The sequence below is a fragment of the Micromonospora maritima genome, from assembly GCF_902825405.1.
In the GTDB taxonomy this organism is placed as follows: domain Bacteria; phylum Actinomycetota; class Actinomycetes; order Mycobacteriales; family Micromonosporaceae; genus Micromonospora; species Micromonospora maritima.
The window spans coordinates 1-14,369 of record NZ_CADEAU010000099.1; the positions used below are offsets into that span (position 1 = coordinate 1).

16 protein-coding genes and 1 pseudogene are annotated in these 14,369 nt (G+C 71.8%); 10 read left to right on the top strand and 7 right to left on the bottom strand.

Annotation, left to right across the window (positions count from 1 at the left end):
* The 5 genes and pseudogenes from HUW36_RS12335 to HUW36_RS12355 all read left to right on the top strand — a co-directional run.
* Positions 1-333 (top strand): annotated as a pseudogene (locus HUW36_RS12335) (DEDD exonuclease domain-containing protein); the annotation flags it as partial.
* A gap of 127 nt (positions 334-460) precedes the next feature.
* Positions 461-2,248, top strand: coding sequence for a RelA/SpoT family protein (locus HUW36_RS12340; RefSeq protein WP_174528293.1), 1,788 nt, complete (start codon positions 461-463; stop codon positions 2,246-2,248).
* A 48-nt stretch (positions 2,249-2,296) separates the two neighbouring features.
* Positions 2,297-2,836 (top strand): NUDIX hydrolase, encoded by a 540-nt coding sequence (locus tag HUW36_RS12345; RefSeq protein WP_174528281.1) that lies wholly within the window; start codon positions 2,297-2,299, stop codon positions 2,834-2,836.
* Positions 2,833-3,711 carry a nucleotidyltransferase family protein gene (locus tag HUW36_RS12350; protein ID WP_174528282.1) on the top strand — a complete coding sequence of 293 codons (879 nt, stop codon included), beginning with the start codon at positions 2,833-2,835 and terminating at the stop codon, positions 3,709-3,711. Before HUW36_RS12345 ends, HUW36_RS12350 begins: the two co-directional genes overlap by 4 nt.
* A gap of 52 nt (positions 3,712-3,763) precedes the next feature.
* Positions 3,764-4,051 (top strand): Lrp/AsnC family transcriptional regulator, encoded by a 288-nt coding sequence (locus tag HUW36_RS12355; RefSeq protein WP_043329379.1) that lies wholly within the window; start codon positions 3,764-3,766, stop codon positions 4,049-4,051.
* A gap of 63 nt (positions 4,052-4,114) precedes the next feature.
* On the opposite strand, the gene HUW36_RS12360 is transcribed toward HUW36_RS12355, so the two are convergent.
* The 5 genes from HUW36_RS12360 to ctaE form a co-directional block, all read right to left on the bottom strand.
* On the bottom strand, positions 4,115-4,795 hold the full coding sequence (locus HUW36_RS12360; protein ID WP_174528283.1) for a DUF4142 domain-containing protein: 681 nt from the start codon (positions 4,793-4,795) through the stop codon (positions 4,115-4,117).
* A gap of 207 nt (positions 4,796-5,002) precedes the next feature.
* Positions 5,003-6,634 (bottom strand): cytochrome bc1 complex cytochrome b subunit, encoded by a 1,632-nt coding sequence (gene qcrB, locus HUW36_RS12365; RefSeq protein WP_174528284.1) that lies wholly within the window; start codon positions 6,632-6,634, stop codon positions 5,003-5,005.
* On the bottom strand, positions 6,631-7,719 hold the full coding sequence (qcrA, locus tag HUW36_RS12370; protein WP_174528285.1) for a cytochrome bc1 complex Rieske iron-sulfur subunit: 1,089 nt from the start codon (positions 7,717-7,719) through the stop codon (positions 6,631-6,633). Before qcrA ends, qcrB begins: the two co-directional genes overlap by 4 nt.
* Before the next feature lie 67 nt (positions 7,720-7,786).
* On the bottom strand, positions 7,787-8,620 hold the full coding sequence (gene qcrC, locus HUW36_RS12375) for a cytochrome bc1 complex diheme cytochrome c subunit (protein ID WP_174528286.1): 834 nt from the start codon (positions 8,618-8,620) through the stop codon (positions 7,787-7,789).
* 72 nt (positions 8,621-8,692) lie between these two features.
* Positions 8,693-9,292, bottom strand: a complete 600-nt coding sequence (ctaE, locus tag HUW36_RS12380) for an aa3-type cytochrome oxidase subunit III (protein WP_091059316.1) — start codon at positions 9,290-9,292, stop codon at positions 8,693-8,695.
* 108 nt (positions 9,293-9,400) lie between these two features.
* On the opposite strand from ctaE, the gene HUW36_RS12385 reads away from it, so the two are divergent.
* The 4 genes from HUW36_RS12385 to HUW36_RS12400 all read left to right on the top strand — a co-directional run bounded on the left by HUW36_RS12385 (position 9,401) and on the right by HUW36_RS12400 (position 12,263).
* On the top strand, positions 9,401-10,354 hold the full coding sequence (locus HUW36_RS12385; protein WP_174528287.1) for a cytochrome c oxidase assembly protein: 954 nt from the start codon (positions 9,401-9,403) through the stop codon (positions 10,352-10,354).
* A gap of 81 nt (positions 10,355-10,435) precedes the next feature.
* Positions 10,436-10,834 (top strand): hypothetical protein, encoded by a 399-nt coding sequence (locus tag HUW36_RS12390; protein WP_091573203.1) that lies wholly within the window; start codon positions 10,436-10,438, stop codon positions 10,832-10,834.
* An 80-nt stretch (positions 10,835-10,914) separates the two neighbouring features.
* Positions 10,915-11,961: an anthranilate phosphoribosyltransferase gene (gene trpD, locus HUW36_RS12395; protein WP_174528288.1), complete on the top strand. Its 1,047-nt coding sequence runs from the start codon at positions 10,915-10,917 to the stop codon at positions 11,959-11,961.
* Positions 11,962-12,065: 104 nt separating this feature from the next.
* Positions 12,066-12,263, top strand: a complete 198-nt coding sequence (locus HUW36_RS12400; protein ID WP_174528289.1) for a hypothetical protein — start codon at positions 12,066-12,068, stop codon at positions 12,261-12,263.
* A gap of 80 nt (positions 12,264-12,343) precedes the next feature.
* Here the strand turns inward: HUW36_RS12400 and HUW36_RS12405 are convergent, their stop codons facing one another.
* Positions 12,344-12,772: a cytochrome c oxidase subunit 4 gene (locus HUW36_RS12405; RefSeq protein ID WP_174528290.1), complete on the bottom strand. Its 429-nt coding sequence runs from the start codon at positions 12,770-12,772 to the stop codon at positions 12,344-12,346.
* Positions 12,773-12,782: 10 nt separating this feature from the next.
* The gene (gene ctaC, locus HUW36_RS12410; RefSeq protein ID WP_174528291.1) at positions 12,783-13,751 is read right to left on the bottom strand and encodes an aa3-type cytochrome oxidase subunit II; all 969 of its coding nucleotides are present in this window, start codon (positions 13,749-13,751) and stop codon (positions 12,783-12,785) included.
* A gap of 172 nt (positions 13,752-13,923) precedes the next feature.
* On the opposite strand from ctaC, the gene HUW36_RS12415 reads away from it, so the two are divergent.
* Positions 13,924-14,369, top strand: a 446-nt coding sequence (locus HUW36_RS12415) for an aminotransferase class V-fold PLP-dependent enzyme (RefSeq protein ID WP_174528292.1), incomplete at its 3' end; no start/stop codon positions are given.

The following is a 14,369-nucleotide window of genomic DNA, read 5'->3' on the forward strand; positions in this document are numbered from 1 at the left end:
CGACCCGCCGCCCGGGGTGGCTGGGAGCTGGCCCTGGTCCGGCACGGCCGGCTGGCCGGGGCCGGGGTGTCCCCGCCCGGTGTCCACCCGCGACCGACGATCGCCGCGATCCGGGCCACCGCCGAGACGGTGCTGCCCGGGCACGGGCCGGTGCCGGCGGCCACCGCGGAGGAGACCGAGCGGATCCTGTCCTGGTTGGAGCGACCGGAGACGCGGCTGGTCGAGGCGACCGACGGATGGGCCTCCCCGGTGGGCGGCGCGGGACGGTTCCGCGACCTGCTGGCGAAGGCGGAGAACGGCGGGTCCCACCAACTCTCGACCGAACGCTCATGACCAAGTGTCCGATCGGACTACGTCGACTCCCTTAGTCTGTTAAAGAAGTGCAGACCTGCCCGATTCGTGGGCCTGCTCCCGTTCGCCGGTCCCGGCGGTCGAGGGTCGGGGTGAGGAGGTGTCCCAGGTGGACGTCGACGCCGGACACGGCGCCGCCCTGGGCGGCGCCCTTCCGACCCAGGGCGAGCTACCGCTCACCCGCCGCCTGCGCTCCCTGCTCACCTGGCCCGCCACCGACGGTGACCCGGTCACCGCCCTGGTCCGCACCCACCGGGGGATCCACCCCAGCGCCGACGCCCCGGTGCTGCGCCGGGCCTACACGATCGCCGAGAACATGCACCGCGGCCAGTTCCGCAAGAGCGGCGAGCCGTACATCACCCATCCGCTCGCGGTGGCGCAGATCTGCGCCGACCTCGGCATGGACACCACCACGCTGGTCGCCGCGCTGCTGCACGACACCGTCGAGGACACCCGCTACACGCTCCAGGCGCTCCAGGAGGACTTCGGCCGCGAGGTGGCCCACCTGGTCGACGGTGTGACCAAGTTCGACAAGGCGTTCTACGGCAAGGCCGCCGAGGCGGAGACCGTCCGCAAGATGATCGTGGCGGCCGGCAAGGACGTCCGGGTGCTCGTCATCAAGCTGGCCGACCGGCTGCACAACATGCGCACGCTCGGCGTCCGCTCGGCCGCCTCCCGGGAGCGGATCGCCCGCAAGACGCAGGAGGTGCTGGTCCCGCTCTGCGACCGGCTGGGTATCCAGACCCTCAAACGCGAGCTGGACGACGTGGTGCTGCTGCACCTGCAGCCCGACGAGCACGCGCGGATCGAACGGTTCGTGCACGACCGTCCGGGCTGGGACGCCTACCTGGCCGACGTGGTGGCCCGGACCCGGGTCGCGCTGCGGCGCAACCGGGTGGACGCCGAGGTCTCCCCGCGCCCGCGGCACCTCTACTCGATCTGGAAGGACACGGTCGCCGGCGACCACTCCGCCCCCTACGACCTGCCCCGCATCGCGATCGTGGTGGACGGGCCGCCGACCGACTGTTACGCCGCGCTCGGCGCCGTGCACGGCCTCTGGCGGCCGGTGCCGGGCCGCTTCAAGGACTTCATCGCCTCCCCGAAGAACAACCTCTACCGCTCGCTGCACACGAGCGTCTGCGGCCCGCAGGACCGCACCGTCGAGGTGCTGATCCGCACCACCGAGATGCACCGCTCCGCGGAGTACGGCGTGGCCGCCCACTACCGCTTCCCCCGGGCCGCGGGCCGGGGCGCCGACCGGGCGGACGAGCTGGCCTGGCTGCGCCGGGTGCTCGACTGGGAACAGGAGACGGTCGACCCGACCCAGTTCATGGCGTCGTTGCGCTGCGACCTGGCCGAGGCGCAGATCCAGGTGGTCGCCGACGGCCGCCAGGTGGTGCTGCCGGCCGGCGCCACCCCGGTCGACCTCGCGTACGAGCTGGGCACCGAGCGCGGCGACCACTGCCTGGCGGCGCGGATCAACGGCCGGCTGGCCCCGCTCTCCTCCGAGCTGGAGGAGGGCGACGTGGTGGAGATCTTCACCGAGAGCGACGCGGAGAGCGGCTTCGAGGTCGACGTGGCCCCGCGCGGGCCGCGGCGCGAGTGGCTGGGCTTCGTGAAGTCCCCGCACGCCCAGATGCAGATCAACCGCTGGTTCGCCGAGCACACCGAGCCGGGCATCTCGATCGCCGACAAGGTCCGCCTCGGCCGCGCCTCCATCGGGCTGGCACTGCGCAAGCACAACCGGGGCCTGGCCAGTGACCTGCCGCTGCTGCGGCTCTCCGAGGAGCTGGGCTACCCCGACCTGGAGACGCTGCTGGTGGCGGTCTTCGACCGCACGGTCGAGCCGGACACGGTGGTCCAGCAACTGATCGACCTGGTCGACCACCGGCAGTAGGCGAAGGTCGTTCGCCCGCGCCCGCCCGCCGGCCACTAGCCTGGACACATGATCCCCCGCGCGCGTGCCACCGGACGGGCCCTCGGCTACCAGCTCTTCTACCGGCTTCCGGTCCCGCTGCGGCGGCGGCTGGTGCGGCTGGCCGTGCCGAAGTACATCGTGGGGGCGGTAACCCTGCTCCGGGACGCGGAGGCCACCGGCGCCGGGCGGATCCTGCTGCTGCGCCAGCCTCCCGGCCACAGCTGGACCCTGCCGGCCGGCCTGCTGCAACGCGGCGAGGCGCCGGTGGTCGGCGCCGCCCGCGAGCTGTACGAGGAGTCCGGTGTCCGCCTCTCCCCCGAGACGCTCCGGCCGGCCGTGCCGAACGCGGTCGTGCACGCCAAGGGCTGGGTCGACGTGGTGTTCGAGGCGGAGGTGCCGGCGTCGCGCACCGAGTTGGCGGTGGACGGCGCCGAGGTCTTCGAGGCTGCCTGGCACCCGCTGGACGACCTGCCGCGGCTCAGCCGCGCCACCGCCAACCTGCTGGGCTACTACGGCATCGGTCCGCGCGCCGGCGAGGTCCCACCGGCGACGCCACCGGCCGCGTGACCACGCCGGCACCGGACCCGGTCCACCCGGCGGGGGTCGAGGTGTGCGCGGTGGTGCTGGCGGCGGGCGAGGGCACCCGGCTGCGCCCGCTCACCGAGCGGGTACCCAAGGCGCTCTGCCCGGTCGGTAACGTGCCGCTGCTCGACCGGGCCCTGGCCCGGCTGGCCGGTCTCGGCCTGACCGGTCCGGCCCGCGTCGCGGTGAACGCCTGCTACCTGGGCGACCAGGTGGTGGCCCGGGTGGGCGACCGGGCCCACCTGTCGGTCGAGCCCGGCGACCCGCTGGGCACCGCCGGCGGGCTGGGGCGGCTGCGGGACTGGATCGCCGGGCGGGGCGTGCTCGTCGGCAACGCCGACGCGTACCTGGCCGACCCGCAGGCTCCCCCCGGCCCGGACGTGGCCGCGCTGCTCGACGGCTGGGACGGGCGGAGCGTACGCCTGCTCGGACAGCCGGCGGACGACCCGGCCGCCCCCGGCACCTTCGACGGCCACCGTTTCGTCGGCTTCTCGCTCCTGCCCTGGCGGATGGTCCGGGATCTGCCGGCCACGTTCGGCGACCTGGTCCGGGCGGTGTGGCGTCCGGCGGAGGCGGCCGGCGCGCTGACCGTGGTCCCCTACCGGGGCACCTTCTACGACACCGGCACGCCCGCCGACTACCTGGCCGCCAACCTGCACGCCGCCGGCCCGGACGGCCTGGTCGACCCGTCCGCCTCGGTGGACGGCCGGGTCACCCGCTCGGTGGTCGGCGCGGGCGCCCGGGTCCACGGCACGGTCGACCGGTCGGTGATCTGGCCGGGGGCGACCGTGGCCGCCGGGGAACGCCTCGACGGCGTGGTCCGGGCCGGCGCCGACCTGACCGTCCCGGCCGCGCGGTGACCGCGCCGGGCTCTAGCATGGGCCTCGTCGCCGACGAACGGAGAAACGTCCCGTGATCACCGCGATCGTGCTGATCGACTGCGCCACCGACTCCATCCCCGAGGTGGCCGAGACCCTGGCCAACCTGCCCGGCGTCAGCGAGGTCTACTCGGTGGCCGGGCACGTCGACCTGATCGCCATGGTGCGGGTCCGCGAGTTCGAGCAGATCGCCCAGGTCATCGCCGGCAGCATCTCCAAGGTGCCCGGCGTGCTCAACACCGAGTCGCACATCGCGTTCCGCGCCTACTCGCAGCACGACCTGGAAGAGGCGTTCGCGATCGGGCTGGCCAGCGCCGACTGAGACGGACGGCGGCCGGCCCGCCCCTGGTGGGGACGGGCCGGCCGACCTGGATCGTGCGGTGCGTCAGCTCTGCGCGGGCGCCGGGGACTCCGTGGTGCCCGGAGCGGGCTCCTCGGTCTCGGTGCCGCCCGGAGCCGGCGACTCGGTGCCGCCGCCACCCGGAGCCGGCGACGTGGTGCCACCCGGGCCGGGCGTGCCGCTGGCGCTGGTCTGCGGGACCGGGACGCCCAGGGTCTGGGCCAGGGCCACCAGCGCGTCGTAGTGCGCCTGGAGGACCGGCAGCGCGTCCTGGGCGAGCTGCACCACCGACTGCTCGGAGCCCTGCGAGATCTCCGTCTGGGTGGCCTGGATGGCCTGGACGTGGCCGGCCAGCTGGGCGGTCACCCACGCCTTGTCGAACTCGGCCCCGTTGAGGTTGTTCAGCTTGTCCAGGACCTTCTGCTGGTCGGCGGTGGGGTCGGCCGGCAGCTGCACGTTGAGCTGCTGGGCGGTCGACTGCACCGTCTGGTCCAGCTGGGTGTGGTCCGTGACGAACATCTTGCCCAGGTCCTTGACCTGCTGGTTCTGGCCCTTCTGCTGGGCCAGGTTACCGGCGGTGATCTCGAACAGGTTGACCTGATGCACCGCCTGCAGATACTGGGTGTCCTGCGTCGACGGCTGCGCCGCGGCCTGCGCCGCGGCGGCGGGCGCCAGCCCCACGACCACCAGCGCGGCCAGCAGGCCCAGGCGTTTGATTCCCAACATGCTTCCTCCCCCATGAGACGTCGGACCGCACGGATACCCGGCTGACCGGGGTTATTCCTGCGATTCCACCCGTCCGGGTGCCGGGAGGTGGGGCACCGGAGCGGGGCCGCCGGGCGTCCGACCGCACAACCGGACGACGGGGGCGGAAACGGCGGTGGCGCCCGCCGGGTGTCCGGCGGGCGCCACTGTCGGTCGTACTCGGCGGGGTCAGCGACGGCTTTCGCCGCTGCTGATCTCCTCCCGCTCCGGCCGGGGCTCGACCGGCGGGTGGCCCGGCGAGACCGGCGCCTCGGCCGGCTTCTCGATCGGGTAGAAGAAGCCCCGGATGGCCGGCCCGAGGGCGCCCAGCCGGTTCATCTTCTTCGGTACCACCCAGCCGACGTAGTCCAGCGCCGGCGCGTGACCGTCGTGCCCGTCCGCCGAGGTCAGCGGCTGGTGCACCTCGACGAACCGGCCGTCCGGCAGGCGCTTGATGATGCCGGTCTCCACGCCGTGGGCCAGCACCTCCCGGTCGTGCTGCTGGAGACCCAGGCAGATCCGGTAGGTGACGTAGTAGGCCAGCGGCGGGACGACCAGCAGACCGATCCGGCCGGCCCAGGTCATCGCGTTCAGACTGATGTGGAACTTGTCGGCGATCACGTCGTTGCCGCCGGAGAGCGTCAGCACGATGTAGAAGGCGACCGCCATGGCGCCCACCGCGGTCCGGGCCGGGACGTCCCGGGGCCGCTGGAGCAGGTTGTGGTGCCTGTAGTCCTTGAGGCGGCGCGCCTCCAGGAACGGGTACATCGTCGACAGGCCCACCAGGATGCCGGGGAGCACGACCGTCGGCCAGAACAGCGGCGGGATGACGTACCCGTCGCCGATCGGGATGCTGATCTCCCAGCCCGGCATGAGTCGGGTCGAGCCGTCGAGGAACATGACGTACCAGTCGGGCTGGCTGGCCGCCGAGACCACCCACGCCTCGTACGGGCCGAAGTACCAGATCGGGTTGATCTGGAACAGGCCACCCATCAGCGCGATCACGCCGAAGACGACCATGAAGAAGCCGCCCTGCTTGAGCGCGTAGCGCGGGAACATCCGCTCGCCGACCACGTTCTCGTTGGTCCGGCCGGGGCCGGGCCACTGGGTGTGCTTCTGCTTGAAGACCAGGCCCAGGTGCACGCTGATCAACGCCACCAGCAGGCCCGGGATGAGCAGCACGTGGGCGATGAAGAAGCGGCTGATGATGATGGTGCCGGGGAACTCCCCGCCGAAGATCGACGAGCTGACCCAGGAACCGATCACCGGGATCGACAGGATGATGCCGGAGGCGATCCGCAGGCCGGTGCCGGACAGGCCGTCGTCCGGCAGCGAGTAGCCGGTGAAGCCGGCCAGGAAGCCGACCCAGAACAGCAGCGAGCCGATGATCCAGTTCGTCTCACGCGGCTTGCGGAACGCGCCGGTGAAGAAGACCCGGAGCATGTGCACCACGATCGCGGCCATGAACAGCAGCGCCGCCCAGTGGTGCATCTGCCGCATGATCAGACCGCCGCGGACGTCGAACGAGATGTCCAGGCTGGAGGCGTACGCGGCCGACATCGGAGTGCCCCGCAGCGGCGCGTAGCTGCCGTCGTAGGTCACCTCGGTCATCGCCGGCTCGTAGAAGAAGGTCAGGAACACACCGGTCAGCAGCAGGACCACGAACGAGAAGAGCGCGATCTCCCCGAGCAGGAACGACCAGTGGTCGGGGAAGACCTTGTTCAGCAGCTTGCGCAGCGGCGTGGCCACCTGGAAGCGGTCGTCCACCGCCCCGGCGGTCTTGGCCGGCAGCGCGGCCCGATCGAACTTTCGGCGCTTCATGGCCGCTCCCAGAAGTCGGGACCGATGGTCTCGGTGTAGTCGGACTTCGCCACGAAGAAGCCCTCCTCGTCCACCTCGATCGGCAGCTGCGGCAGCGGCCGGTTCGCCGGGCCGAAGATCGGCTTGGCGTTGTCGGTGATGAGGAACTGGGACTGGTGGCAGGGGCAGAGCAGGCGGTTGGTCTGCTGCTCGTAGAGGCTGGCCGGGCAGCCGGCGTGCGTGCAGATCTTGGAGAACGCGACGTAGTTGCCCCACATGTAGTCGCCGTGGCCCTTGCGCTCGTTCGCGGCGCGCGACTTCTGCGCGTCGTCCTCCCGCAGGTGGATGAGCAGGGTCGGCGAGTCGGCGTGCTTGTTGCTCACGCCGCCCTCGATGCCGGGGAACACGGTGAGCTGGCCGCCGACGCTGACGTCCGCCGGGCGGATCGGGCGGCCGTCCTCACGGATCAGCCGGATCTTCTTGCCGCCCTCGGCCGGCTGGAAGCCGGTGGTGAACATCTGGTTGTTCTTGTGCGGCTGCTCGATCAGGCCACCGATCAGCGGCGCCGCGGCCACCGCGCCGACCGGGGCGAGACCGGCGAGCACCGAGATGCCGAGCAGCGGGCGACGCTTCACGCCCAGCTCGTCGGCCAGGTACCGCATGGTCTCACCGGTGATCTTGCGATCGTCCGGAGAGCTGGGCTGGTCGTGCCGGTCCTGGATCGAGACCTCCTTGGGCAGCAACTTCTTGCCCCAGGTCAGGATGCCGAAGCCGATGCCGAGCAACGCCAGGCCGAGGGTCAGGCCGAGCAGCGGGGTGTAGAGCTTGTCGCCGCCCCGGCCGGCCTCCCACTGCCACGGCCACCAGATGTAGATCGCCAGGAAGGCGGTGGCGAGGACACCGGTCAGCAGGAACATCATGGCGACCGTGCGGGTCAGCCGGCGCTCGGCCTTGCTGCCCGGGACCACCTGCGCCTCGTAGTGGACGATCTCGATGTCGTCGCGCCGGGCGCCTTCCTGGACGATGTCGAACCGGGAGAGCCGGGGGTCGTTCACGTCGAGCGGCTCCGGGCCCGAGTGGGCCTGGTGCTCGGTGTGGGTGCTCATGCCGTCACCTCGCTACGCGTGGCGCCGGTGGCCGGCACCAGGGCAATGATACAGACGTTCGGCCGGGTCACGACTTGCCCGCAATCCACAGGCTCGCGAAGACCAGCGCGACGATGCCGACCAGGAAGATCGCCAGACCCTCGGTCGACGGGCCGTACCGGCCCAGGTTGAAACCGCCCTGGTCCTGGTCGTGCTTCAGGGTCTCCTGGATGTAGGCGATGATGTCCGCCTTCTCCTGCGGAGTGATCTGGTTGTCGCCGAACACCGGCATGTTCTGCGGGCCGCTCAGCATGGCGGCGTAGATCTGCCGGTCGCTGGCCGGCTTCAGGCTCGGGGCGTACTTGCCCGAGGAGAGGGCGCCGCCGCCGCCGCCGAACGCGTGGCACTGCGAACAGTTGATCCGGAACAGCTCGCCACCGGTGGACATGTTGGCGCCCTCACGCAGGTTGCCCGACGGCACCTGCGGGCCACCGCCCAGCTCCTGGATGTACTGGCCCAGCTGGCGCACCTGCTCGTCGGTGAATACCGGCGGCTTGCGCATGGCCTGGGCCTCCTGGCGGGCCATCGGCATGCGACCGCTACCGACCTGGAACTCCACCGAGGCCGACCCGACGCCGATCAGGCTCGGACCCCGTCCCTCGACGCCCTGGGCGTTGCGACCGTGACAGGTCACACAGCTCACGTCGAACAGCGCCTTGCCCTCGTTGCCGGCGGCGCTCAGCGGCGGGTTGTCCTGCGCCTGCGCGCCCGGGGCGAGAACGGTGTAGGCACCGCCGGCCAGCATCAGCGCGGCGGCCAGCCGGACCGCGGCGCCCAGCCGGCGACGGCCCCTGCTGCGCGCTACGGGCCGCCCGCGCAGCCGCGCGAGCAGACCGCGTCGGCGGTCGTTGTCAGAAGTCATGACCTGTGTCCTTAACCGGTTGGACCTTGTCTCAGGGGACGGAGCAGCGGCGCGGTTCGTGACGCGCCAAGATCACTGAAGCCAGTAGATCATGGCGTAGAGCCCGATCCACACCACGTCGACGAAGTGCCAGTAGTAGGACACGACGATCGCCGAGGTCGCCTGGGCCGGGGTGAACCGGCCCATGGTGGTGCGGACCATGAAGATGATGAAGGCGATCAGACCGCCGGTCACGTGCAGACCGTGGAAGCCGGTGGTGAGGTAGAACATCGACCCGTAACCGTCTTCGTTGATCTTGACGCCCTCGTGCACCAGGGTCCGGTACTCGTTCGCCTGGCCGAGCACGAAGATCAGACCCATCACGAAGGTGATCGTGAACCACCGGCGGAGGGCGTGGACGTCGCCCTTCTCGGCCGCGAAGACACCGAGCTGGCAGGTCACCGAGGAGAGCACGAGGATCACCGTGAAGGTGGTCGCGTACGGGATGTTGAGGACCTCGGTGTGCTTCTCCCACTGCTCCGGCGCCGCCGCGCGGATCGAGAAGTACATCGCGAACAGCGCCGCGAAGAACATGAGTTCGCTGGAGAGCCACACGATCGTCCCGACGCTGACCATGTTGGGACGCGTCAGGGAGTGGATCCGGCTCTTGTCAATGGCTGGGGCCGCAGTCACGCGGTCATTATTGCCCTTGACCGGGACCGACGATCAGCGGGGTGGCAAACCGGTGCCCGCAGTGGCCCGATCGTGGTCGTCCGCTTCGCCTGACCTACCCTGAAAAGCGTGCTGCACGTCGATCAGATCCTCGCCGTCACCTCGGTGGCTCCGGCGACGCTGGCGGCGGGAGGCGAAGCCGCCCCGCCGCCGTTCACCGTGAGCCGGGTGCTCACCGAGACCCGGCTGGACAGCTGGCTCACCCTGGGCCTCGTGCTGGCCGCCGGCCTCTACCTCTACGGGGTGCACCGGCTGCGGCTGCGCGGCGACCGGTGGCCGGTCGTCCGGACGGTGTCGTTCCTCGGCCCCGGCCTCGGCGGTATCGCGCTCGTCACGCTCACCGGCCTCGGCGCGTACGACACCACCCTGCTCTCGGTGCACATGGTCCAGCACATGGTGCTGTCGATGATCGCGCCGATCTTCCTGGCCCTCGGCGCCCCGGTGACGCTGGCGCTGCGCACGCTGCCGCTGCGGCCCCGCAAGCGGCTGCTGGCGATCGTGCACAGCCGCCTGGCCCGGATCTACAGCTTCCCGCTCGTGGCGTTCACCATCTTCGTGGTGAACCCGTTCGCGCTCTACTTCACCGACCTCTACGAGTTCACCCTGCGGCACGGGTGGGCGCACGAGCTGGTGCACGCGCACTTCATCGCCACCGGCTGCGTCTTCTTCTGGCCCCTGCTCGGCCTGGACCCGCTGCCCGGCCGCTGGCCGTACCCGGCCCGGGCGCTGCTCATGGTGCTCTCGGTGCCGTTCCACACCGTGCTCGGGCTCACCATCATGCAGAGCACCACGCTGTTCGGCGGCGACTGGTACCCGTCGCTCGACCTGTCCTGGTCCGACCCCTGGGAGGACCAGGTGGTCGCCGGCGGCGTGCTCTGGGCCGGCGGCGAGTTCGTCAGCGTCACCATGCTGGCCGTGCTGGTGGTCCAGTGGATCAAGCAGTCCGAACGCGAGGCCCGCCGGCTGGACCGGGAACTGGACCGCCAGGAGGCCCGCCAGCGGGCCGCGGAGGCCAGCGCCTGAGTCCCGCCCGGGCGGGGCGTCGGGGCGAATGTGACGCCCGCTACGATCAGCGGGCAGCTACGAGGTGGGAGCCACGTCACGATGAGCGATCGTCTTTGCACCGTCCTGCTCTACAGCGACGACCCGAAGGTCCGGGACCGGATGCGGCTCGCCGTGGGCACCCGACCGGCGCCCGGCATCGAGATCGAGTTCGTCGAGGCCGACGACTACGCCGGCTGCGTCCGGCTGGTCGACGACTACGAGATCGACCTGCTGCTGCTCGACGGCGAGGCGAGCCCGGGCGGCGGTATCGGCATCGCCCGTCAGATCAAGGACGACCGGGACGACGCGCCGCCGACCTGCGTGGTGCTGGCCCGTGCCGCCGACCGCTGGCTGGCCGCGTACGCCGAGGTCGACGCCACGCTGACCCACCCGCTCGACCCGGTGACCGCCGGCAGCACCGTGGTCGAGCTGCTGCGCCGCACCCACGCCGCGGCCTGATCCACCCCGCGGCGCCACGGCGACGCGGCCGTGGCGCACGCCCCCAACCGCTTCACTCACGCCGCTCGGGAGGCCCCGCCATGGGCGAACGGACCTGGCCGCTTCTGCTCAACGCGCTGCTGCGCGGCGAGGAGCTCTCCACCGCCGACACCGCCTGGGCGATGGGCGAGATCATGGCCGGCTCGGCCACCCCGGCGCAGATCGCCGGGTTCGCCGTGGCGCTGCGCACCAAGGGTGAGACCCCGGCCGAGCTGGGTGGCCTGGTCGAGACGATGCTCACCCGGGCCGTGCCGGTCCACCTGCCCGAGGAGGTGCGCGCCACCGCGCTCGACGTGGTGGGCACCGGGGGCGACCTGGCCCACACGGTCAACATCTCCACCATGGCCGCCCTGGTGGTCGCCGGCGCCGGCGTCCGGGTGGTCAAGCACGGCAACCGGGCCGCCTCCTCCTCGTGCGGCACGGCCGACGTGCTGGAGCAGCTCGGCGTGCCGCTGGACCTGGAACCGGAGCAGGTGGCCCGCTGCGTCACCGAGGCCGGCATCGGCTTCTGCTTCGCCGCCCGGTTCCACCCCGGCATGCGCCACACCGGCCCGGTCCGGCGGGAGATCGGCGTACCCACCGCGTTCAACTTCCTCGGCCCGCTGACCAACCCGGCGCGCCCGCGCGCGGGCGCGGTCGGCTGCTTCGACAGGCGGATGGCGCCGGTGATGGCGGCCGTCTTCGCCGCCCGCGGCGACTCGGCGATCGTGGTACGCGGCGAGGACGGGCTGGACGAGTTCAGCACCGGCGCGCCGACCCGGGTCTGGGTGGCCCAGCAGGGCACCGTCAGAGAGGCCCTGCTGGACGCGGCGGAACTCGGGGTACCCCGGGCCACCCTGGCCGACCTGCGCGGCGGAGACGCCGTCTACAACGCCGACGTGGTCCGGCGGCTGCTGGCCGGCGAGACCGGCCCGGTGCGGGACGCGGTGCTGGTGAACGCCGCGGTCGCGCTGTCCACCCAGGGCCCGCTCGACGGCGACCTGCACGAGGCGCTGCGGGCCAATCTGGGCCGGGCCGCCGAGGCGGTGGACTCGGGCGCCGCCGCGGCCGCGCTGGACCGCTGGCTGGAGGTCGCCCGCACGGCCTGACCGGGTGTCTGTCGTACCCGCGTGCCAAACTACACGGGAGTTATTTTCCGTTTTCGGTCGATGGCTCCCCGCCACGACCGGCACCGGTCCGAGAGGAGACGCCCGTGTCCGCCCGCGAGTTGCACTGCGACACCTGCGAGGGCGTCGTGCTGTTCGAGGCGCCGCCCTGCGGCGACGGGCACGGCGCCGACTGTCCCGAGCTGGCGTGCACCGGCTGTGGCACGGCGGTGCTGGTGGTCACGTACCCGGCACGCCCGTCCCGCCGGCCCGTCCGCCGCGCCACCCACCGCCACGCGGCCTGACCCCCGCCCCGTGAGGTGGGGCAGGACGCGGACAGGCCCGCGTCCCCGAAGGGGGCGCGGGCCTGTCGGTGGTTCGAGGGTCAGTGCTCGGCGGTGCGGCGGGTGCCGGAGTAGTACTCGAAGAGCAGCCCGCAGGTGGCGAAGACGACCGCCACCAGGCCCAGGCCCAGCAGCCAGAACTGCCAGAACACGAGCCCCAGGCCGGCGATCGCGGCGGCCAGGGCCAGGCCGAACGGCCAGTAGCTGCCCGGGCTGAAGAAGCCGATCTCACCGGCGCCGTCGGCGATCTCACCGTCGGCCCGGTCCTCCGGACGCAGGTCGATACGGCGGGAGACGAACCAGAAGAAGCCGCCGCACATCGAGCAGAGCAGGAAGGAGAGCAGCAGCGCCACGGTGCCGACCCACTCGACGCGGCCGTTGCTGTCGGCGTACGTCCAGGCGCCGTAGAGGATGGTCGCGCCGAGGAGGAACGCGGCGATGGTCAGGAAGATCTTCCACTCGGTCTTCATGCCGAACCCCTCAGCTTCCCGCGCCGGCCGTCGCGTCGGACGGGTTGAAGTTGTCCTTGTTGCGCCGGGTGTCGAACGGCTTGGTCTCGGTGGCGTACTCGGGCTCGCCGATCGCCTTGAGCGCGTCCTGGGTCGACTGGCCGCCCTTCTTGGCCGCCAGGAACTGCTCGTACTTCTCCGGCGAGACGACCCGCAGCTCGAAGTTCATGAAGGCGTGGTAGCTGCCGCACAGCTCGGCGCAGCGGCCGACGAACGCGCCCTCCTGGTCGATGCTGGAGACCTCGAACGTGTTGCGGACGTTGCCCGGCATCACGTCGCGCTTGAACAGCAGCTCCGGCACCCAGAACGAGTGGATGACGTCGCGGCTCTGCTCCTCGAACCGGATCGACCGGCCGCTCGGCAGCACCAGCACCGGGATGACCTCGCTCGTGCCCAGCACCGAGGCGACGGTGTTGGCGTCGCGGCCCTGGCCGTCGCGGTAGTTGAACTGCCAGTTCCACTTGAAGGCGACGACCTCGACGGTGACGTCCGGGTTCTTCGACTCCTTGTTGACGTCGGTCTGCACGACCGCCGTGTAGTAGAAGAGCACGGAGACCACGAGGATCGGCGCGATGGTGTAGAGGAACTCCATCGGCAGGTTGTAGCGGGTCTGCACCGGCAGCTCGTTGCCGCGCTTGCGGTAGCGGATCACGCACCAGAAGATCAGGCCCCACACGAAGACGCCGACCGCGAGCGCCGCGATGCAGGACGCGATCCACAGGTCGTACATCCGGTGCGACTCGGGGGTGATGCCGCCCTGCGGCCAGCCGAAGCCGTCGAACGTCTTGCCGACGTCACAGCCCGTGAGCAGAACCAGCAGCGCCGCTCCGCCGAGACCGAGCCCGGCGATCCGACCAGCACCACGCCGGCGCCCACCGGCCCCCGGGGAAGCGCTGTGCCGTACGGCCGACGGCCGTACCTCCGAACTCCTTGCGACCACCTGGTCCTGCCTCCCTAGCGCGCCGCGGCGAATGTGTGAACGTGGCACCGACGGCAAAGGCGTCACCGACGGTCGCAGATTACTCGACCATGACGGGCCTGACCGTCTTGGGGTCACTGTCCGCCCCCATCGGGGGGATCTTGGCCGTACCCGAGCGATAGCGTGGGACGTCATGAGCGCCTCCCCGGTCTACCTGGACGCCGCCAGCGCCGCCCCGCTCCATCCGGTGGCGCGGCAGGCGATGCTGGCCGCCCTGGACGACGGCTGGGCCGACCCGGCCCGGCTCTACGCGCCGGCCCGGCGGGCCCGCCAGCTCCTCGACGCCGCCCGGGAGGCCGCCGCGCAGACGCTCGGCGTCCGCGCGGACGAACTCTCCTTCACCCCCAGCGGTACGGCGGCGGCGCACGCCGCCGTGCTGGGCGGCCTCGCCGGCCGGCGACGGGTCGGTACGACGCTCGTGCACTCGGCGATCGAGCACTCGGCGGTGCTGCACGCCACGCAGCGGCACACGGCGGGTGGCGGCGCGGCGGTGTCCGTACCCGTGGACCGGTCGGGCCGGCTGGACCTGGACGCCTGGGCGACGGCGGTCGCCGCGCCCGGCGTGGCCCTCGCGGCGCT

What these genes read in the sequence shown, in the direction of transcription:
- qcrB (WP_174528284.1), bottom strand. Translation starts at nt 6,634, where the DNA reads ATGAAGCGCCGAAAGTTCGATCGGGCCGCGCTGCCGGCCAAGACCGCC.
- HUW36_RS12360 (WP_174528283.1), bottom strand. Translation starts at nt 4,795, where the DNA reads ATGTTGGGAATCAAACGCCTGGGCCTGCTGGCCGCGCTGGTGGTCGTG.
- trpD (WP_174528288.1), top strand. Translation starts at nt 10,915, where the DNA reads ATGGGCGAACGGACCTGGCCGCTTCTGCTCAACGCGCTGCTGCGCGGC.
- HUW36_RS12405 (WP_174528290.1), bottom strand. Translation starts at nt 12,772, where the DNA reads ATGAAGACCGAGTGGAAGATCTTCCTGACCATCGCCGCGTTCCTCCTC.
- qcrA (WP_174528285.1), bottom strand. Translation starts at nt 7,719, where the DNA reads ATGAGCACCCACACCGAGCACCAGGCCCACTCGGGCCCGGAGCCGCTC.
- qcrC (WP_174528286.1), bottom strand. Translation starts at nt 8,620, where the DNA reads ATGACTTCTGACAACGACCGCCGACGCGGTCTGCTCGCGCGGCTGCGC.
- HUW36_RS12345 (WP_174528281.1), top strand. Translation starts at nt 2,297, where the DNA reads ATGATCCCCCGCGCGCGTGCCACCGGACGGGCCCTCGGCTACCAGCTC.
- HUW36_RS12390 (WP_091573203.1), top strand. Translation starts at nt 10,436, where the DNA reads ATGAGCGATCGTCTTTGCACCGTCCTGCTCTACAGCGACGACCCGAAG.